The 21,331-nt window shown below is 32.3% G+C and carries 18 protein-coding genes and 1 tRNA gene; 13 read left to right on the top strand and 6 right to left on the bottom strand.

Translation table 11 applies throughout. The features are described from left to right. Positions 1–243: 243 nt before the first annotated feature. A complete protein-coding gene (locus BOW55_RS05070) occupies positions 244–798 on the bottom strand; it encodes a porin family protein (protein WP_129023255.1) in 555 nt (184 codons plus the stop codon). Between the two features lie 88 nt (positions 799–886). Then, positions 887–2,041, bottom strand: coding sequence for an AraC family transcriptional regulator (locus BOW55_RS05065; RefSeq protein ID WP_129023254.1), 1,155 nt, complete (start codon positions 2,039–2,041; stop codon positions 887–889). 309 nt (positions 2,042–2,350) lie between these two features. On the opposite strand from BOW55_RS05065, the gene BOW55_RS05060 reads away from it, so the two are divergent. Together BOW55_RS05060 and BOW55_RS05055 are read left to right on the top strand one after the other, a co-directional pair. Beyond that, the gene (locus tag BOW55_RS05060; protein WP_129023253.1) at positions 2,351–3,694 is read left to right on the top strand and encodes a serine hydrolase; all 1,344 of its coding nucleotides are present in this window, start codon (positions 2,351–2,353) and stop codon (positions 3,692–3,694) included. A 443-nt stretch (positions 3,695–4,137) separates the two neighbouring features. Beyond that, positions 4,138–4,845, top strand: coding sequence for a DUF6090 family protein (locus tag BOW55_RS05055; RefSeq protein ID WP_129023252.1), 708 nt, complete (start codon positions 4,138–4,140; stop codon positions 4,843–4,845). Positions 4,846–4,935: 90 nt separating this feature from the next. On the opposite strand, the gene BOW55_RS05050 is transcribed toward BOW55_RS05055, so the two are convergent. Then, positions 4,936–6,390, bottom strand: coding sequence for a S41 family peptidase (locus tag BOW55_RS05050; RefSeq protein ID WP_164975001.1), 1,455 nt, complete (start codon positions 6,388–6,390; stop codon positions 4,936–4,938). 499 nt (positions 6,391–6,889) lie between these two features. Between BOW55_RS05050 and BOW55_RS05045 the strand changes: the two genes are divergently transcribed. From BOW55_RS05045 to BOW55_RS05000, 10 genes are all read left to right on the top strand, one after another. After that, positions 6,890–8,902 (top strand): M13 family metallopeptidase, encoded by a 2,013-nt coding sequence (locus BOW55_RS05045; protein WP_129023250.1) that lies wholly within the window; start codon positions 6,890–6,892, stop codon positions 8,900–8,902. 326 nt (positions 8,903–9,228) lie between these two features. Next, entirely contained in the window at positions 9,229–9,591 is a 363-nt protein-coding gene (locus tag BOW55_RS05040; protein WP_129023249.1) for a lipocalin family protein, read from the top strand. 11 nt (positions 9,592–9,602) lie between these two features. Next, the gene (locus tag BOW55_RS05035) at positions 9,603–10,187 is read left to right on the top strand and encodes a hypothetical protein (protein WP_129023248.1); all 585 of its coding nucleotides are present in this window, start codon (positions 9,603–9,605) and stop codon (positions 10,185–10,187) included. A gap of 84 nt (positions 10,188–10,271) precedes the next feature. Then, the gene (locus BOW55_RS05030) at positions 10,272–10,823 is read left to right on the top strand and encodes a GNAT family N-acetyltransferase (RefSeq protein ID WP_129023247.1); all 552 of its coding nucleotides are present in this window, start codon (positions 10,272–10,274) and stop codon (positions 10,821–10,823) included. 97 nt (positions 10,824–10,920) lie between these two features. Beyond that, on the top strand, positions 10,921–11,733 hold the full coding sequence (locus BOW55_RS05025; protein WP_129023246.1) for an SUMF1/EgtB/PvdO family nonheme iron enzyme: 813 nt from the start codon (positions 10,921–10,923) through the stop codon (positions 11,731–11,733). Positions 11,734–12,195: 462 nt separating this feature from the next. Further along, positions 12,196–12,750 carry a hypothetical protein gene (locus BOW55_RS05020; protein WP_089053910.1) on the top strand — a complete coding sequence of 185 codons (555 nt, stop codon included), beginning with the start codon at positions 12,196–12,198 and terminating at the stop codon, positions 12,748–12,750. Between the two features lie 111 nt (positions 12,751–12,861). Beyond that, positions 12,862–13,659 (top strand): hypothetical protein, encoded by a 798-nt coding sequence (locus tag BOW55_RS05015; RefSeq protein WP_129023245.1) that lies wholly within the window; start codon positions 12,862–12,864, stop codon positions 13,657–13,659. Beyond that, positions 13,652–15,901: a hypothetical protein gene (locus tag BOW55_RS05010; RefSeq protein WP_129023244.1), complete on the top strand. Its 2,250-nt coding sequence runs from the start codon at positions 13,652–13,654 to the stop codon at positions 15,899–15,901. Before BOW55_RS05015 ends, BOW55_RS05010 begins: the two co-directional genes overlap by 8 nt. 421 nt (positions 15,902–16,322) lie before the next feature. Next, entirely contained in the window at positions 16,323–16,871 is a 549-nt protein-coding gene (locus BOW55_RS05005; protein WP_129023243.1) for a hypothetical protein, read from the top strand. Positions 16,872–16,875: 4 nt separating this feature from the next. After that, positions 16,876–17,409, top strand: coding sequence for a hypothetical protein (locus BOW55_RS05000; protein ID WP_129023242.1), 534 nt, complete (start codon positions 16,876–16,878; stop codon positions 17,407–17,409). A 150-nt stretch (positions 17,410–17,559) separates the two neighbouring features. Here the strand turns inward: BOW55_RS05000 and BOW55_RS04995 are convergent, their stop codons facing one another. The 3 genes from BOW55_RS04995 to BOW55_RS04985 form a co-directional block, all read right to left on the bottom strand. Then, positions 17,560–18,099 carry a DUF3575 domain-containing protein gene (locus tag BOW55_RS04995; protein WP_129023241.1) on the bottom strand — a complete coding sequence of 180 codons (540 nt, stop codon included), beginning with the start codon at positions 18,097–18,099 and terminating at the stop codon, positions 17,560–17,562. A gap of 477 nt (positions 18,100–18,576) precedes the next feature. Beyond that, positions 18,577–19,620, bottom strand: coding sequence for a serine hydrolase (locus tag BOW55_RS04990; protein WP_129023240.1), 1,044 nt, complete (start codon positions 19,618–19,620; stop codon positions 18,577–18,579). A 404-nt stretch (positions 19,621–20,024) separates the two neighbouring features. After that, a tRNA-Met gene (locus BOW55_RS04985) sits at positions 20,025–20,097 on the bottom strand. Between the two features lie 117 nt (positions 20,098–20,214). On the opposite strand from BOW55_RS04985, the gene era reads away from it, so the two are divergent. Beyond that, positions 20,215–21,096 carry a GTPase Era gene (gene era, locus BOW55_RS04980; protein ID WP_129023239.1) on the top strand — a complete coding sequence of 294 codons (882 nt, stop codon included), beginning with the start codon at positions 20,215–20,217 and terminating at the stop codon, positions 21,094–21,096. Positions 21,097–21,331 lie beyond the last annotated feature (235 nt).

The following is a 21,331-nucleotide window of genomic DNA, read 5'->3' as shown; positions in this document are numbered from 1 at the left end:
CTGTTTGTGAGTAATGTACTTGAATTTATGTTTTATGAATTTTAGAAACGTAACACGACTGGAACTTGTATTTGTTACTACGGTTATGATTTTGCTGAATCTGAAATAGAAAAAAAACACCAGCTTTTTCAAGTGGTGTTTTACTTAGTTTCAGGCAGCGTTAAAATGTCTGACCAGTTTTTTTAAGATTTTGATAATGTTGTTACAAGAATTTGAATTCCTTTTTAGACCAAATCATAAGCTTTAGAAAAAGAAATAACCAACAGATACTTGAAACAGTCCGTTTTTATTTTTGCTAGAAGAATTATCTACATTATTAATGTCAGTTAATCCTAGATTATATCTTACGCCAAAATTAAGTCCGTTTTCAAGTTTATAGCCTAAACCAAAATTAACGCCAAAATCAAAAGTATTAAACGAATCTTTTACGTTTATTTTTTCATTTTTAGCATCAAGCAAAAAGCCTATTTGCGGTCCGGCTTCAACACTAAATCCTTTAGTTAGGTAATATTTTCCCATTAAAGGAAGGTTCAGGTAACTTAAAGCAATTGTATTATCATTGAAACTGTATCCTTGACCAGAATACATTAATTCAGGCTGAAAAGAAAATTTATCTGAAATAGGAATTTCTGATAAAACACCTAAGTTAAATGCTGTTACATAATCAATGCCTTTGGTGTTATCTCCGCTGACAGTTGCGAAGTTTATACCTCCTTTTGCACCAAATTTAATTTCTTGGGCATTAACATTTGCAAAACCTAAAACTGTAAGAACAGCTAGTAATAATAGTTTTTTCATAAAAAGTGATTTGAATTATTTGAGTACAAAATTGATTTTAAAAAAAGTAGAAAAGGTTTCAAAAACTTAAAATTGCACAAATCGGTACTTATTTAATAGTGTTTTTGTATTCATTAGGTGTTTGATCGGTTACTTTTTTAAACGCCTTATAAAAAGTGGTTTTTGAAGTAAACCCAGACTCTAATCCCATTGCCAGCAAATTGTAGTTTTCATAGTCAGAATTTGAAATCATTTTCTTGACCGCTTCAACTCGATAGTTATTTATATAATTGGCAAAATTGTCTCCAGTAATCGTATTTATAATTAGTGAAACATAACCTGCACTTATGCCAAGTTGTTCGGCAACTTTTTCTCTGTTTAATGTGCTGTCAGTATAAATATGCTGCTCTTTGCAAAGAAGTTCTAGTTTTTGAAAATAAAGATTATCTGCTGTGATAGATTCTCTGTATTCTTCCGAGGTATTATTTTCTTCTGTTGGGCCGCTTTCTATAATTTGAAGGCTGGCAGATGAAAGCGCTAAATCATTGTTTAGAAAATGATAAATAGCATCTTTGTTCTTGGCAAGTTTGTATTTGTAAATGCCGGCATAAGCTGTCCAATGAATTATAAAGGTAGCGCATATAGCCAGCCAGCTCATGGCAGCAGAAATATCTAATTGAAAAAAATAACCAGCCAAATAAGTAGTCAGCCATGTAACCAGCAGCAAATGCATGAAGGTTAATATGGTAATGACCCATTTTTTCTCCTGAGGGTCTTTTAAATGCCTTATCATAAAATAAGAATAAAGGGGCAGAAACAGGACAATGATAACGGCCATTAAAAGCTGAATAATCCTGAGTATATTGATTACAGGTATGTATGCCTCGGGAATTTTATAAATTCCTGCTATAATGTCAAGACAAACAGCAACATTAAGAATGCTGTTAAAGACAAATGGAATGTAATACAAATACGTTTTTTGTTTGTTTTTTACTGTATCATCAATGCGGTTTATAATAAACTGGAAAGTGAAAACGGGTAATAGAAATATCCAATCGACAGCGTCTGTAAAACGTATTAAGGGATAGGATTTAAACACATTTTCAAGTTCAAAAACATAGTTTAGTAAAACGATAGAAAGTGCAAATAGCAAGTAGGCTAGATATTTATTTGAATTACTATTGAATAAGGAAGATTTTAGAATAATGATGCCCAAGATTACTCCTTGAAAAATCGCAATATTTAAAATTGTGGTATAAATCAATTTTTTAAAGTAAAAGTTATTTTTAAGATTTGTTTTTGGGGAACAATGGTATTTAGTTGTTTTTTAAAACATAGCTTATTTCATACTAAATTACAGAACGAATTTAGGTTAATGCAAATGATTTTTTTGAAGGGATTAAGAAATGATTAACTAAAATGTAAATTAGAAATTTGATCTAAAAGAAACTTTTTTAAAATAATTAAGTAAAATATACAAATATAATTGATATGTCAATTATATTTGTATCAATAAAACTGAATTACTAGAAAGCAAACAGACTAAAACAATCTCAAACGGAAAAAAAATAATATGGAAAAAAAATATCTAATCAATAAATTGCTGCCAAGTTTGATATTCATTCTTTTCTCGACACTAATTTTTGGACAAAAAAAAGAAGCAGTTAATCTGGCAAATTATATGCAGGCACAGGTTGACGTAAATAATTTTAGCGGTACAGTCATAGTCACAAAAAATAGCTCAGTTTTACTAAAAAAAGCATATGGTTTGGCAGACTACGAGTGGAATACTAAAAATACAATTGATACTAAATTTCAGTTGGCATCTGTTACAAAGCAATTTACGGCAGCTGCTATTCTCTTGCTAGTCCAAGAAGGGAAGTTGTCACTTACCGATAAGTTAAGTAAATTTTTTCCAGATTATCCAAAAGCAGATAGTGTTACCATTCATATGTTATTATGTCATTCTTCAGGACTGGCGTTAGGTTTTAAAGAATTGGCATTAACTACTGTTTCTAGTGATGTTGCGTACGAAGAAATAAAAAAAATACCCTATGAGTTTTCGCCGGGAATTCAAAGTGCTTATAGTAATATCGGCTATTATTTATTGGGGAAGATTATTGAAAAAACATCTGGTGAAAAATACGCGGTTTTTTTGAAGAAAAATATATTTGACAAAGCAGGAATGAAAAATACAGGAGTAAGTAATAATGATTCGATAATTTCAAAAAAAGCAAGAGTTTATTATAGAACCGAAACAGGATTTGTTCAAAATCCTTATATCAATTGGGGATTTAATGTTGGACACGACGGCATTTATTCTACTATTGAAGATTTGGCATTATGGGACAATATACTTTATGGAACAACAATACTAACAGCCGAAATGAAAAAACTGATGTTTACTTCCTATAGTGATGAAGGTTTTGGATATGGATTTATGATTAATCCATTTTATAATCACGGACATCAGCTAATTGGACATGATGGAGGTTTTTTTGGTACAATGACTTCTTTTAATCGGTTTACAGAGGATAAAATTTTTGTGACAGTACTTTCAAACAACGAATCATCTTCGCAGATTATAGCTTACGGTCTTTCAGCAATTGCATTACAGATGGAGGTTGAACTTCCTTACAAACATCATCAAACGAAAGCAGATAGTGCTCAGTATGATAAATACGCAGGCAAGTATGGAAAAATCGAAATAATCAAAATTGGAGAAAAACTATTTTATAACAGTTCAGAAATGGAGCTTTTGCCTGAGTCAAAAACAAAATTTTTTAGAGCGGATAATAATGATAGGACGATAGAATTTATACTTGATAAATCAGGTGCTTACAATTCAATATTTCTAACAAAAGGAGGAGTGAAAGAAATTGTAAAGAGAAATGGCGCACTTACCAATGAACAATAATCCTTTGTCGATGCGAGTATTTTATTGGTGGATATAAAGTTATTTCAAAGTGTAAACAGACTACTAAAAAAAGCTTCAGAGAAATCTGAAGCTTTTTTAGTAGTAGAAATGGTCGATTAGTCAGCCAAATATAGTATTGCAGAATAAGAATCTTAGTTTTAAAATATCGTGATTGTTTGTGTGTAGAATAGAAAAAAACCTTTTTTGTTTTCATGTCCAGATTCATTTTATGCATCAAAAACAGCAGTAAAATAAAAGTCCATATGATGATTTATAATTGAAAAATTATATATTTGAGAATTAATATTGTGAGATATTTATATCACAATATTAGCCCAAATTTGCATGGATAAGTATCGATTTTCCAAATGCATAATAAGTTGTGCTATTTTATAAAACAAAGACAAAAACAAATTAATCAGAGAATATTTTAACCAAAAATTATGCAAGAAGAAGTACAAAAACACACTCAAAGAATTTACAAAGCGGCGAAAAATAAAGAGCACTCATTGGGAGATAAAGTGAAAGAAATCCTAATAGAAATATTCATAATTGTTTTTGCAGTAACACTTTCAATATCGCTGCACAGTTGGAGCGAACATAAACATCAACAAGAAGAAGTAAAGGTATTTCTTGAAAATTTAAAGAATGATTTGCAAAATGATGTAAAAAGCATCGACATTGAAAAGGAAGCATACAAAAAATCAAACATAGATTATGAAAAAATTTTAGCATTAACACCTCGCCAACTTGACAGTATTTATAAGTCTAAAAATAAAGTTGAGTTCCCAATTTATTCACATGGACCAAAAATGAATATTGGTAACTTTGAAGGCTTTAAGTCTAGTGGTAAAATTGGGTATATTGAAGACGAAAAATTAAAACAGAAAATCTTAAATTATTACCAAATATATGTACCGGCAATCAACGAAGTCGACAAATATTATAATGATTTTCTGTTTAAGTGTTTTGATAAAATGATAGAAAATGCAGATAAATCAGAACAAGAGATGTATGCAGACCCAAAATTTAAAAAGACAGTTGAATTTCTTGTCAAACTAGGTAAGAATAATATAAGGGTTTATGATCAAAACACAAGACCACTAACAATTGAACTTATTAAAGAAATTGAAAAAGAGCTGAATAAATAAAACACACATACCTGAGTCAGGCAATAGATAAACAAAAAAGCTTCAGATTCTCTGAAGCTTTTTGTTGTTTTTTAAAGTATAAAAAATAAATTATTTCATTTCTATAAGTTTAAGCGTAAATTCCATTTGCGTATCCTTATGTTGAAAAAAATCATCTAGAGACGGCCATACTTCATGATCAGGCATAATGCCGTGACCTTCTGACTGGTTATCCTTCTTTGGGGCATCCTGAACCAGATTTACAATTGAAAATTGTGTTTTTATCTTTGAATTTGGAAGCTCATAGACCAATGGTGAATGTCCGTTGTGACGATAGTAACCGCCTACAGTTTCTACGCCCACTATAGTAACATTTTCAACATACGCTTTTACCAGAGAAGCAAAATGTGAAGCAGCTGATGCCACATTTTCATTAATCAAAAGATAAATTTTGCCTTTAAATTTGGGTGATTTGGGATAATAAACGGGATTATATTTTTGGTTTTGCACACTAATATTGTTTTTGAAAACCGGATACACATCTTTTAAGTATTCTTTTCCCATTTTTTTGGTAATACTATCCATGCGTTCTGATGTCGAAACGCCCCAGAAATATTTCTCGAAAGGCAAAAAGTTGGGATCAAAGATTATGGTCGCCTTTACATTTTCTTTGAATGGTTTATCTGTAAGATACATTACAGGTTGTTCAAAGTTAGGATCACTTCCGCCTGGATTATTTCTAACATCAATGATCAGATTAGCAACCTTGTTTTTATCTAGTTTTGTAAAAACGCTGTCCAAAAATTGAACATACGTTTGAAACTTAGGATCGTCAGATCCGTATGCCATACCAAACCATCTTAGATTTAATAAACCTGTAACAGGATTAAGCATGCTAAAGCTGTAAGGAGCCTGCTTTTTGTAATCGATCAAATCAGTAACAGGAGCACTAAATCTATTTTTAATGTTTGCTTCTCTTTGCTTCAGTGTTACTGCAGAAAGCACCTTTTTTTCAAGAGATCCAGATTTTGGTGCATTGTATTCTATGACGAATTCTTTACAAAGACCATATTCCAGCAGATAGTTTATTCCAAACGATTTATTTACGCTTGCCGATAACTTTTCTGTACTATTATGACCATCCGCTGTATAATATTTATAAAAAGATCGCATCAATTGTGCGTCATTTATACCGTTTATGCTTCTTATTCTCGAACCAGCAGGTATCTCTGACGATTGACCATCGAAAATAATTTGTCCGTTAATATAAAGAAGAGGATAAGGGAAAAACGATTTCTGCCGATTTAAAAAATTTATTAAATCAAGATCAGGGATAGTATAGTTATGTACACTGCCTTCATAATCTGCCAAACGAAGCATTATTTTGTAAAACTCAGTAACGCTCAAAGGCTTTTTAATACTTTTAATGGCTGCGCTATAAATGCTGTCTATTTGTTTTTTAGAGCGGTATTGATATAAGCCCGAATTTGCTTTTTCATTTATGGCAAGAAGTAGTTTAAGATCCTCATGCATCTGTTTTTCTGAAAGCATTTTGTTGTAGATCATTACACTATCCTTCGTGTTCTTATCAAATCCTTGCGCCTGAATTTTACAGGAAAAGAAAAATAATAGTGCGAAAATGGAGATCAGATTTTTGTTTTTTATGTAATACATTAGTTATAGGTTATGGTTTATGGGGTTAATTTTTAGAGTTTAATCAATCATTTTTTACTTTATTTTTTTAGTGGTATTCTTGTGATAAAAGTAAGATAAAATTGTATTATAATAAAAGAAAAATGATGCTAAGAGATTTAATGAAAAGCACTGAAATTAAATAAGGTAAGATTGTAGTGTTTTGATTGATAGTTGTTTAGTTTTTATTTTTGAAAAATTCTCATGCGAGAGTCAGCGGCATTTGTCTTTGCTTTGGATTTGATAAAAAACTTTAGAATTAAAAACTGAATTCGTATATTGTTCTGCTAAAATTAACGATGCCAGGCATATCCATTTTAAAATTGCTTTTCAAACGTTTTTTCAGTTCATTTTAATAGAAACCATCTAGCTTATGAAAAAATCCTTATTGCTCTTTATTGCATTCTTAGCTTTTACAGCGTGTTCAAAACATCAGGAGAAAAAAAATGTCGTCATCACTGGAATAGATTCCACATTGACACCTGGTAATGATTTTTTTAAATATGTAAATGGCAAATGGTACGATTCTGTATCGATACCACCATCTCAAGCCGGAGTAGGCGCCTATATGTTTATGAATTTCCCGCAGCGAATGCGCCTGCAGCGAATATTAGACAGTATTTCTAAAAGTGAGAATTCAGCAGGAAGTATAGCACAAAAAGTAGGTGATTTTTATGCATCAGGAATGGATACCGTAACCATTGACAAACGTGGTTATACACCAATCAAACCCTTGCTTGCTAAAATTGAAGCCATTAGTGATTTACCGTCTTTAATGAAATTTGTAGCTAATGAAGAAAAAGCAGGCAATTCTTCTATAATAGCTTTTGGAGTGTCACCCGATGATAAAAACAGCAGCATGAACATTGCTCAACTTTATCAAACTGGGATTGGCTTGCCAGACAGGGATTATTATTTCAAATCAGATTCATCGACTGCTGCTATACAAGAATCATATAAAAAATACCTTACTGTATTATTTCAACAAACAGGCAGCAGTGCCGAAGAGGCTAAAAAGAATGCTGATTTAGTTTACGATATTGACAAACAAATTGCTGTTTCGCATAAAACAAAAGTTGAACTTCGAGATGTGCAAGCCAATTATAATAAAACGGCTGTGGCAGATCTTGTAAAAAGACATCCGAACATAGACTGGACTGCTTTTTTAAATAATTTAGGTGCTAAAACTGATTTTATTAATGTAGGTCAACCAGCCTATTATGACGCTCTAAATAAGCTTTTGAAAACCATTCCTATTAATAATTGGAAAATTTACTTGAAAGCGAATGCTATAGAAAGATATGCAGATGATTTAAGTAAACCTTTTGCAGATGCCTCATTTGAGTACACCAAAGTGCTTTCTGGTCAAGCTGTACAAAAAACACGCGGAGAAAAAATGGCTAATGTTGTTGATAATTACTTAGGCGATGCACTGGGTGAATTGTATGTAAAGAAATATTTTTCAGAAGATGCTAAAAAACGTATGTTAATCCTCGTGAATAATTTGCAAAAAGCGTACGGCAAAAGAATTGATAAATTAGAATGGATGAGTCCTATCACGAAACAAAAAGCCAAAGAAAAATTATTTGCCATTACTAAGAAAATAGGATATCCAGATAAATGGAGAGACTATAGCAATGTACACATAGCTAGAAACACTTATTTTGAAAATATGGTTTCGGCCGCTGCGGCTGCATATCAATTTCAATTGGCAAAATTGGGCAAACCAGTTGATAAATCAGAATGGTATACTACAACTCCAACAGTTACGGCATATAATAATCCCACTGCAAATGAAATTGTTTTTCCTGCAGGGATTTTACAAGCCCCATATTTTGATAACAATGCAGATGATGCCCTTAATTATGGCGGTATTGGAATGGTTATAGGTCACGAAATAACCCATACTTTTGATGATCAAGGTGCTCAATATGATAAGGATGGAAACCTGAAAAACTGGTGGACAAAAGAGGATTACGCGCAGTTTAAATCTAGAATACAACAGGTTGTCAATCTGTACAGTACCTATACTGTTTTGGGGGATTTACATATTAATGGTGCAATGACAGTTGGCGAAAATACGGCAGATATTGCAGGAATAGCAGTTGCTTATGATGCTTTTAAAATGACGGAACAAGGTAAAGGGAATACAAAAATCGACGGCTTTACTCCAGACCAACGCTTCTTTATTTCTATAGCTAAAATATGGAGAGTAAAAATGAAAGACGAGTTTCTGCGTTTATGGATCAACAATAATCCGCATTCGCCGCCAAATTGGCGTGTTAATGGTCCTTTAATGAATACGACACCTTTTTACAATGCATTTAATGTAAAACCTGGTGATAAAATGTTTTTACCAGAGAAAGATAGAATAACGATCTGGTAATACCCTTTCCAAAATCTTCAAATGAAAAGCAAAAGCTTCAGAGAAATCTGGAGCTTTTGTCTTAGTAGCGGGAAACATTCAAATATCTAATTGGACTATTGCACTTGCTTCTTAATTTAACTTTAAAATTACTGGTATTGTTAAGCTATATAGTTTCTTACCAATTAGAGAACTGTATTTTTTGTTTATACATTACCATTTTTTTTGTTTTAATTTAGCTGTTAATATTATAATGAATATTCGATTCAAATTATTTAATATTCAGATTTTTTTTTTTGTAATTTAGTTTTTGAAGCTGCAATATTGTACAACTTAAAAAACTATTTATGAAAACAACTCTCTCTCTAATCCTTCTCTTTTTTATGTGCACTATCTCTGCACAAACATCGACTCAGCTTATTGGTAAATGGCAACTGGTAAAACTAACAAAGAATGGCAAAGAGAAAAGTATAAAAGAAAAATTTAAAAGTGACCAGGTTTTCCAAGTCTTTACTGAGGATGGAAAATTTACTGGAATTGTTGGGGATAAGAGTACAAAAGGTAAATGGAAATTATCCAAAAACAATGAGGTGCTTACAGTGATTGTTGATCTTATCTCTGTAAAATTTCAAATAGAATATTTTGACAGTGATAAACGTATTATAACAAATGATCAGTTGGGGACATTGGAATATAAAAAAGTAAATTAATTATCTAGCACATGAAAAAACAATTATTACTTTCAATTTTTATTGTATTTGGATTTGTGATAACAGGACAAGCGCAAGAAAAAGGTACCAGCGACATTAGCTTTAGTGTAGGTGCAGCTACATCAACAGACTTAGCAAACCTTTTTACAGATGTCCTTACAGGAGGCTTTACAGGTGGTCAAATTACAACCCAGAATATGAATGCTGGTCCCACCTTTGGGTTAACGTATCGTTATGCTGTTGCAAAGAGATGGATGGTATATGCAGATGGTTTTTATCAAAAAATGTCACAAGATGTATATGTAAGTGGAGCAAAAAACGGAGAGCTTGATTATTCTTATATTACTGTAGGGTTGGGTACGGATTACCGTTATATTTCCAGTAGTTTTTTTCAAATGTACTCAGGAATTGCAGTTGCTTATACTTCTGAAAGTGTAGATTATTCAGGTCCGGGAAGCTCTCCTGATGGTGATGGTTTTGTAAACTATCAGTTAAACGCCTTAGGATTTCGTGTAGGAAAATCACTTGCAGGTTTTGCAGAATTTGGTTTTGGATACAAAGGGATCGCTAGTGCCGGTATATCGTACCAGTTTTAGAAATTATGATTTTGTAACTTGATGTAATATTGCTTTCCATCCTTAAAAGCACTTGGGTAATATTAATCAAACAAACAAAAAATCATGAAGAAAGAATTTCCAACTATAAAAACAGAAAGACTTTTACTGCGACAATTTGCAGATAGTGATCTTGAAAATGTTTTCAAAGGACTTTCACATCCAGAAGTTATTAAATATTATGGAGTGAGTTTTCAAACATTGGAAGCAACTAAAGAGCAAATGCTTTTTTTTGCTGACCTTGAAAAAAATGAAACAGGAATTTGGTTTGCTATTTGCTCGGCTGATAACAAAACATTCTACGGAGCGGGTGGATTAAATAATTTAAGCAAAGAACATAAAAAAGTAGAAATAGGTTTTTGGTTAATTCCAAATTTTTGGGGACAAGGAATTATGAAAGAAGCAATGCCCTTAATTTGTCATCATGGATTTGAGAATTTAGACCTTAACAGAATTGAGGGATTTGTTGAGTCGGAAAATATGAATTGTAAAAACGCAATGGCTAAACTTGACTTTCAATTCGAAGGAACTATGAAAGACTGCGAAATTAAAAATGGTAAATTTATAAGTCTTGATATTTATGCTAAAGTAAAAGATAATTTAATAAAGCCTGAGTAAGAAATCAAGTAGAAAAGGCCAGAACTTCTAAGGGCACTTCCCATCAGTTAGCACTTGCTTTTTTTTTACGTTTTGGAAGTAATTTTAAATAGATTATATGAAAACACAAATACTTATAATTTTTCTTGGATTTTTTGCATTCACTTCCTGTAAAGAAGACAATATTGATTGGGTTTTTGTAGAAGGAGGGACTTTTGAGCAAGGAAAAAACCAAATTATTATTACTCCCAAAGGTGATACAATAAATGGTTTTACAAGTCCACACCGAATGGTTGAACTTGATAATTTTTACATAAGTAAATATGAAATAACGGTTAAGCAGTTTAAAGAGTTTTGTAAAAAAACAGGCAGAAAAATGCCTGACGCGCCTATTGAAAATGCCTATGGAAAAAAGGTATATTATAAATGGATAGATAATAATCCAATGCTTGCAACTTGGGATGAAGCAAATGACTATGCAAAATGGGCAGGAGGAAGATTGCCAACAGAAGCAGAGTGGGAATATGCTGCCAAAGGTGGAAAGAAAACTAAAAACTACAAATATAGCGGCAGCAATAATCCAATCGAGATTGGTTGGGTAAAAGAAAACTCAGACAGCATTTTTCATAAAGTTGGACTTCTTAAACCTAATGAATTAGGAATTCATGATATGACTGGAAATGTTGGTGAATGGGTTTCTGATTGGTATAATCCTGAAAAGGATAGTTTGGTAAGCAAACAGAATCCTCAAGGACCAATAGAAGGAGAAGGGAAATATAAAATTTCGAAAGGCGTTAGTTGGTTTTACGAAACCCAAAGTGCAGATGGAAAACCATTAGAATATGGAATTCATATGCCCGAAGTGAGATATCAATCTCCGAAAGACACACGAAATGACGGTTTTGGATTTAGAATCGCGAAAAGTAAATAAAAAGAACCGCCGCTTATAGAAACATTTTTTATCTCAAATTTGAGCTGAATTGTCTTTATATATTTTTACTTCTTGTGTAAAATTATTTTAGAACAAGATAAGCAAATCCGTTACTTTCGGGGCGTAAATTTTTCTCTGGATCTTACAAAATAGAGTAATGATATTTTTTGCTTTTAGCAATGCTTTATGTTATAGGCAGCTTAATCTTTTTTATTAAAACGGTTGCACCAAAATGATTTTTATGAATTATAATCGGTATAGATTTACTTAACATATTTTGTAAAAGAAGCAATGGTGTTTTTTTTAATTTGTAGTAATGGTACTGTTAATCATTGTTGCGGCTATTATAGATGAAACAGGAACTTGAAGATTGTTAAGTAAAAAAACTTATTAAAATTGTAAGATTTTATAGAGATATGTTTGAAAATTTTATAAATTTATATAAAATATAAAACATTTCGTATGAAAAAATTTAACATTTTATCGGTTGTATTTTTTATGGTTGTTTTTGGCAAAGCCCATGCTCAAGACACTAGGACAGATTTTCACACAGTAGGAATTACAATTCCCACAGTCGCTATTGTGGATATTGAACCAGCGTTGTCAAAAAATATTACGATGGCTTTTACTGCTCCCGTAGAGGCAGGTTTACCTATTGTAGCTCCTGCTAACAATGCTAGTTTGTGGCTCAATTATTCTTACATTCCAACAGCAAGTGCAAAAACGGCTAAAGTATCTGTCAAAATGGATGCAGTTGTACCAGGCTTAGATGTAAGAGTTCAGGCAGCTACAGCTACTGGATCAAATGGCGGAGGAACGCTGGGAACTATTGCCGGCAGTGCAATTACTCTTACCGCTGCTGACCAGCAAATTGTATCAGCAATTGGAGCTTCATATACTGGAGATGGTGCTTCAAACGGACACAATTTGACTTATTCATTACATGCTAATAATTACACAGGTTTGTTTGCCTCGACGCCTTCGGTAACAGTTACTTATACTATTGCTGAAAACTAAAAGCAGTATTTTTTACAAGATCTTTGAGCAAAAATAGTGTCGCTTATGTAAAATCAGGAGGCACTTTTTTTGTTTACCCCAACTACCAGAATATCTTAAATACCTACTACAATGACTTTAAAAAAAACACTCTTTTTTATTGCAGTTTTCTTTGCGTATACTAATTTATTCGCAAGTATTGTTATTACCAATGGTTTGACGCATAATTACAGACTAAAAGAAGGAACACTGCAAAAAGGAATTATCACAATCGAAAATACTTCTGATATTCCTCAAAATGTAAGGCTTTATCAACAAGATTACAGCTACAATGCGACAGGTACTTCATTTTATGAAGATTATGGAAAAAATAAGAGGAGTAATTTAAAATGGATTAAATTAAATACTGATTTATTAAAAATAGAAGGTAAAGGTAAGGCCAGTGTATCTTATGAAATCATTATTCCAGAAAACACTCCTGGCGGCAGCTTTTGGAGTGTTGTAATGGTCGAGCCTGTTGACGATATTGTTCCAAATAATGTCAAAAATGGTATTCAGCTGCGAACACTCATTCGTTATAGCATTCAGATCATTACAACAAATGAAAAACCAGCAAGTGCTTTAATGACTTTTGATGCTATTGATTTAAAGAAAATTACTGGAAAGAATATTTTGGAACTTTCAATTTCAAATAATGGAGAAATATTTCATCTTGTTGAAGCCTCCATCGAGATATTTGATAGTAAAGACGGCAGTAATAAAGGAAAATTCAAGAGCGATATAATGAGTTTATTGCCTAATAATTCCAAGCTGTTTACTATAGATTTAAGTTCAGTTCCTGCTGGAAAATATAATGCTTCGATACTCGCGAGTAGTAGTGATGATAATGTTTTTGGAATAAATATTGAACTAAATATACCAAATGAATAAAATAATAATTATATTATTATTTATTATTCCTTATTTTTTTCAGGCGCAAAATCTCGCGGTTAATTTAGTAAACCAAAACGAGTTTCTTACCCCGGGAAAAGTACAAACATTGGTTTTTAAGATTACTAATCCATTTTCAAAAGATATTTTGGTTACTCCAAAAGTCACCCTTCCAAAAGGCTGGATTTTAGCTGCTGCACCTTATGATTTTGATTTAGCAGCAAATGAAACTAAAATATATTTAGCGGCTATTCAAGTACCAATTAATGAACCAAAAGGTAAAGACAGCATACATTTAATTATTAATGATAAAACAAATGCTATTTTGTATTCTCAAGAGTTTGCGTTAATGGTAAGTCAAGTGCAGCGGATAACATTAGATGTTATTTCTACGCCAAGCTATGTAAAAGCCGGAGATACTATTAATAGCTTTTTTATTCTAAAAAATGAGGGAAACGTTGAAGAAAATATCTTTATCGAGACCTCTGCAGCAACTTTTGTAAAAGGAGATAATCCTATTTTGTTATCACCCGGAATGGCAGCAACAATAAACGCATATCAATCTACTGATCTTAAACAACCCAAACCTTCTCAAAACTTAATTAAACTTACAGCTTCTGTAAAAAGCGACACTACGCAATCCGTTTTTGCTTCGCAGATTACAAATGTTATTCCCGCTTTTCCTGTAAATGAAGATGTCTGGCTTCGTTTTCCTATTAGAGTAGCGGCAACGTATATTGGGAGACAGCAGCGAAATGATTATGAATCTGGTTTTCAGGGAGAAATTTATGGAAGAGGAGCTTTAAATGAAGAGAATACAAAATTTCTTGAATTTAGAGCAGTCGGTCCAGATCGTTTCGGATTAACTGTCTTTTCTCAGTATGAAGAATATTTTGTTAATTATAAATCCAATAATTTTTATGCTCATTTAGGAGATAAGATCTTTTATTCGTCATTTTTGACCGAGTTTTCAAGATACGGGAGAGGTGTAGAACTAAGACAAAAATACAAGAAATTAGAGGTAGGTGGGTTTTACAATAAACCACGCTTTTTTAAAGATATTAAAGAAGAGATTAATGTTTATGCTAAAGTGAACTTTAATGCCAAAAATAATATACGCTACGGATATTTATTGAAACGAAAAGATAGTCATCAAGAGGATCATTTGCATTATGTTTCTGGAGAGACAAATGTTTTTGATAAAATAGGGATACAAGGAGAATATGCTGTAAGTAATAATGAAAAAACACAAGGAACTGCATGGCAGCTGCAAGCTCAAACTTATTTTAATGATCTAAATGTCAGTGCGAGTTATATATATGCGTCTCCTCATTTTTCGGGCTATTATACAGATACGCAATTTTTTACTTCCAATGTTAATTATCGGATTTTACCCAAACTAAACCTTTCGGCTAATTATCAAAAGGATGCGAGAAATTTTGAAAGAGATACGCTCTATGGTGCGGCTCCATTTAGAGAAGCTTTTCAAATAGGAATACGTTACAACTATTTAAAAACTGGTGCAGTTTCTTTGTTTAGTGGAACTCAGGAATACGAAGACAGAATGGAGCATAAACAGTTTTTTTATAAAGAAAGATTTAATCGTATCGAATTATCTCAGGATATTTATAAATTTTCGGTCAATTTTCAAATGTTTTTCGCAGAAACAACTAATTTTTTGATTAATTCAACAGGCAAAACATCAATACAAACTGCAAACGTCAGCTATAATTACAAACGAAATTCTATAAGTCTTTATGGCAGTTATTCTACCGTGAGTCGATATGCAGCAAAGGATGAGAAGCTGTTTTTATATGGAGGACGCATAAATGCGACTATTTATGATCGATGGTATTTGAGTTTATTCTATCAAAATACATATTATTTGGAGGAATACTATAGAGATCGAAATCTTCTGGAATTGGCATTAAATTACAGAATATCACCAAGACAGCAAATAAACCTGCTTTCTCGATATGCTTTAGCACAAAATCAACTTGAGAATAAAGATTTTTCATTTTCTGTACGGTATACGCTGGATATTCATGCGCCCATAAAAAAAGTCAAAGAGTATGGTTTTTTTGAAGGAAATATCACTACTTTAGAGAGTGCACAAATACAAGGTGTAAAACTTCATTTGGGACCTTACTCAGCTATTACTGATGAAAGAGGTCATTTTTTGTTTAAAAATGTAAAACCCGATACTTACTTTCTTGAGATAGAACAAGGCACACAGGGGTAAAAGATATTACAGATATTGATATTCCTGCTAAAGTCACAATAGCAGAAGGAGGAAATTATCTCAATTTTGGTATTACAAAAGCCTCAAATATTAAAGGAATTATAATACTCGATGACAAAGATATTGCCGACAAAGAACAAAGTGTAATTGTTGAAATAATATCAGATAGTCAGGTTTTTAGAAAAATATGTAAAATAACCAAGCCTTTTGATTTTACATATCTAAGACCAGGAGATTGGAAGTTAAAAGTATATCGCAACGCATTAGACAGCAAATATAAAATTCTTACCGATGATATAAATTTGACACTTAACCCTAATGAAGATAAGCAGGTTCAGCTTAAGATAAGTAAAACAGAAAAAGAAATAAAATATTTGCAAAAACCAATGAAAGTAGGTTTTAACACTTCAAAAGATAAAAAATGATTTTTAATTCAATTCAATTTGTTTTTGGGGTATTGCTGTTTTTTTGTGGTACTTTTTTTCTTTCAGCGCAAACGTCTGGAAACCGTAATATTAATATAAATCTTTCAGAAGTTGCATTACTTGATGTTGAGCCGAGTATGACTGCTATTTCTTTTAGCTTTTTAGCTCCAACAGAAGCGGGTCGTCCGCTGACGATTCCTGCTGTTAATACCACAAAATGGTTAAACTATACTTCTGCTAAAAAAACAACAACGCCGCCAAGATTTGTTACTGCCCAAATTGATCAGTCCTTTGCGGGACTATTTGTAAAGCTTCAAGCGGCGGCTGCTACTGGTAGCGGCGGAGGTACTCTTGGAACTTCAGCCGGTAAAGTTACACTAACAACTTCGCCTACTACGATTATAACGGGTATTGGTGGTGCTTATACAGGAAATGGCATTAATAACGGACACTTACTGAATATTTCTTTAGAAATTGATGATTATAAGAAATTGGTACAAACAACGAGTAAAATAATTACGATAACCTACACTATTAGTAACTAAAAAGATGGTGAAACAATCCTGTATAAAAAATCGAATAAATGCATCTATAAGGTTATTGCTTTTAGCGGGGGCTTTATTGGTGTGTATAGCCGGTAAATCTCAAACGATTACAGTAGTAGGTACAGATTGGAGTCCTGTTATTCCAACCATTACGGAAGCAGGGTCTGATTATGCAGGAACTTATGAAAGTACCTCTACTCAAATGAGTTTAAATTTGACAGTGCCGCTTCTTTTAGGTACAGGTAAGATTTCGGTACGATATGAACCCAATCCTACATGGAATAATACTCTAAAAATTGATGTTAGAAAATTAAACAATGGATCAGGATTATGTGTGGGTTGTAGTATGACTCCAAATCAAGCGGCACCCTATCAGGAGGTTCTTACAAATGATACAGAGTTATTTAAAGTAACTGCTGTTTTGTCATTGGCAACTGTAACTAATATAGGTTTAAACCTTCGAGTACGCGGCGTGTCTGTTACAACTCCAGTTGACAACTACACTGCTCGTATTGTATTTACTATTGGTCCGCAATAAAAAATGTCATATACAAAAAAAAGCCTCAGAATTTCTCTGAAGCTTTGTCTTAGTAGTGGGAAGCATTCAAATATCTAACCAGTTTATGGATGATTTTAATAAAGTTGTCGTAAGAATTTGACGTTTTTTTAGATTGAATCATAAGTTTTATTAAAATCTATATCCAGCAGTAAGCCCAAATTTTGCAACAATAGTATGATCTGTTTTATCTGCATTGATTAATATACCACCATAACCAATATTTGCTTCAAAAAGAAATCCGCTTTTACTGACCCATTTCCAGCCTCCGCCGGCACCGAGAGCAAAATTAATAACGTCGGGATTTTCAGTATATATAGAATGATCTTTTGAAGCGTATATTTTTTTTCCATCTGTTGAAGCCAGCATTCCAAATCCTTCAACAAACCAGCCTGATGCGTATTTTTTACCAAAATATCTTCTGTAATACGGAGATATTGAATAATTTAAATCCTTTTCATTCTTTTTATTGTCAAACACATAATAAAAAGAAATTCCTAATGACGAATTATGATTTAAATGTCTTTCATAACCAACCTGAAAAGATTGCCATAAAGGAGCAAGAGCATTTAATTTAATTTCATTATTTTTCTGATAAAGATCAGTTCCATTTTGAGCATTGGCAGAATAAAAGGCAAATAAAATGATCAGTAGTAAAAAGTTTTTTTTCATAAAAAGTGCTTTGAATTATTTAAATCCAAAATTCATATAAGAAAAATTAGAAAAGGTCTCAAAAGCTCAAAACTGTATAAATTGGTACCTATTTGCTTGTGGTTTTATATTCATTTGGCGTCTGGCTTGTAACCCCGCTCTTCGAAGATTTCTTGGGGAAAGCTGTCCGAATGTCTCGTGATTTCGCGCCCGCAAAGAGAATCAAGGTATAAACAAAAAAAGGCTCCAGATTTCTCTGAAGCTTTGTCTTAGTAACAGGAGCGGTCAATTATCTCACTAGTTTATTGAGGTTATTATGCGATTTTTGCATTAACATCTTAAAATTAATAATTAAAAAAAATAATATAAATTGACTTGATTTAAATCCAAGCGGTTTGCAGCTTGGCTAACTGGTGGAAATTGAAGCGGAAATATTCAGTTTTGCATTAAAGTTCAATTCAGAAACTAAACTCGAATTTAGCACTTAGTTGTTATGCGTTATTTATTTATGTCATCATACAATTTATCAACTACTTTTTCTAAAATTTCTCCTGTTTCATTAAAGCTGGTATTTGTCAATATGGATATCCCTATATTTTGTTTTGGATAAATCACAAACCAATTCTGCATTCCGTATATACCTCCGTGATGTCTATAAATTAATTCCTCATCATTTTCTATGATGTACCAATGGTAGCCTTCCCAAAAATCAGAACCTTCTTTGTATAATTTTTTATGAGATTCGTTTACAATAGGATTTGATTTGTCTAGTTGCAATTTCAAATATTTCACTAAATCCGTAGTTGTCGAATGCAATCCCGAAATTCCACCCCATAAAGTTCTATTGAAGTTAGGCATTAACTCGTTTTTGTCGTTATAACCTTTTACCAATCTTATTTTGTCATTTTCATTTAATGTAAATTTGGTTTGAGTCATTTTATTTGGCTTCAAAACAAAATCCATTACCAATTCCTCATATGGTTTTTGATATACTTTTTCAAGTATATATGCTGTCAACTCTGGAGCTGTGTTTGAATAGTAATATACTTCTCCAGGTTTTGTTTCAATTTTGATTAGTTTTAGTCCTTCAAAAAAAGCTTTTTTATTTTCGCTTTTTATAGGGAAATTCGGAAATCCACTTGTATGCGTAATGAGATGTTTTATTTTTATAGGTTCACCTTTAAATTCAAGATTAGGATAAGGTTTATCAAGGTAGATTCTAATATCATCATCTAAATTTATTTTTTTGTCAAGTACAGCTTTTGCAACTATATACCCTGTAAAAGTTTTAGTTACAGAAGCTAGTTCATATAGTGTAGAATCGTTTGGTTTATTTCCTTTTCCGATAGTTAATTCGCCAAAATGTTTTATTGTGGTTTTTCCATCTTTAAACACTGCAACGGAAACAGAATGAAACCGTTTGTCTTCTAATAACTGAACAGCATTATTCGTAATCGCATTTTCAACAGTTTGTTTATTGGTTTGATGCACACTTTTACAGGCAAGTAATGTAAAAAATAAAATAGTGGTTAAATATTTCATTGTCGTAATTTATAGTTTGATTCCCTGATTAAAGGGTTAAATAGCTGAGAGAAGAAGGAAGATGAAAATACTTTGTATTATAACTTTCGATGCTTTTATCATTTTTTAAGATTATTAATAATAAGTGCAAATATCCGGAATGCAGATTGTTTCTTAGTTTTAATTTATAAGATAGGAGTTCAATTCTATAATATTGAACTCATTTTAGGGAGGATTTTTGATATTCTGCAGGAGTTAGCCCTGTAGTTTTTTTAAATGCAGTAAAGAAGGAGAATTTTGAACTGAAACCCTGATCGCTCCGATATGTAGATAGCGATAGCGCAGATTTGTAATCTGTATTCGCAAAATAATCAGAAAGGTAGAAAATAAAAAAAGCCTCAGATTTCTCTGAAGCTTTGTCTTAGTAGCGGGAACAGGACTCGAACCTGTGACCTTCGGGTTATGAGCCCGACGAGCTGCCTACTGCTCTATCCCGCGATGTTTCGGGTGCAAAGATACGCCGATTTTTTAGAAATCCAACGAAAACTTAAAAAAATGTTTTATTTTCTGTATTGAGTTGATATGACTACCTTTGCACCTTAAAATATTATGCAAATGTCACATAAAGCAGGTTTTGTAAACATCATCGGGAATCCAAACGTTGGAAAATCAACACTAATGAATGCCTTTGTTGGTGAAAGACTATCTATCATTACATCAAAAGCACAAACAACACGTCATAGAATTCTAGGAATTGTAAATGGCGAAGATTTTCAATTGGTACTTTCTGATACACCCGGAATTATAAAACCGGCGTATGAAATGCAGGAGTCGATGATGAATTTCGTAAAATCGGCTTTTGAAGATGCTGATATTTTAATCTATATGGTCGAAATAGGGGAGCAAGACTTAAAAGACGAAGCTTTTTTCAATAAAATCATATATGCTAAAATTCCAGTTTTGTTATTGTTGAATAAAATCGACAATTCAAATCAGGAACAATTAGAAGAGCAGGTTGCTTTTTGGAAAGAAAAAGTGCCAAATGCAGAAATTTTTCCAATTTCCGCTTTACAAAACTTTAATGTACCAGAAGTTTTTGGCAGAATTATCGAGTTATTGCCAGAATCACCAGCTTATTATCCAAAAGATCAATTAACAGATAAGCCTGAACGTTTTTTTGTGAACGAAACTATTCGCGAAAAAATCTTGTTGAATTACAGTAAAGAGATTCCGTATGCAGTAGAAATTGTAACAGAAGAATTTTTTGAAGATGAAAAGATTATCAGAATTCGTTCTGTAATTATGGTCGAACGTGATACTCAAAAAGGAATTATCATTGGGCATAAAGGTACTGCTCTAAAGAAAGTAGGAATGGATGCTCGAGTTGATTTGGAGAAATTCTTCGGAAAACAAATTCACATTGAGCTTTATGTAAAAGTGAATAAAAACTGGAGAAGTAACGCTAATATGTTGAAACGATTTGGTTATAATCAGTAATTTTTTGTTGAATCGGTTAATCGTTTATTTGTTTAATCGTTAAATTAAAAGTTCTTGTTACCGAGATGTCCTAGCCTAGATGGGAACGGCATCCTTTTGTGGCGGGGTTCGCCACAAAAGATATAGTGGAAAGCTGGATTAAGCTCCTGAAAAAAAGTAGTCTGTTTTCAGTTTAAAGTCACAGTTTTATCAATTTTTTTACTGAATACTTAAAACTGATAACTGCAAACTAAAA

It is taken from the genome of Flavobacterium sp. YO12, from assembly GCF_004119495.1.
GTDB lineage: Bacteria > Bacteroidota > Bacteroidia > Flavobacteriales > Flavobacteriaceae > Flavobacterium.
Note: the sequence above shows the minus strand (reverse complement) of the source record. Positions and strands in the feature narration are given on the sequence as shown.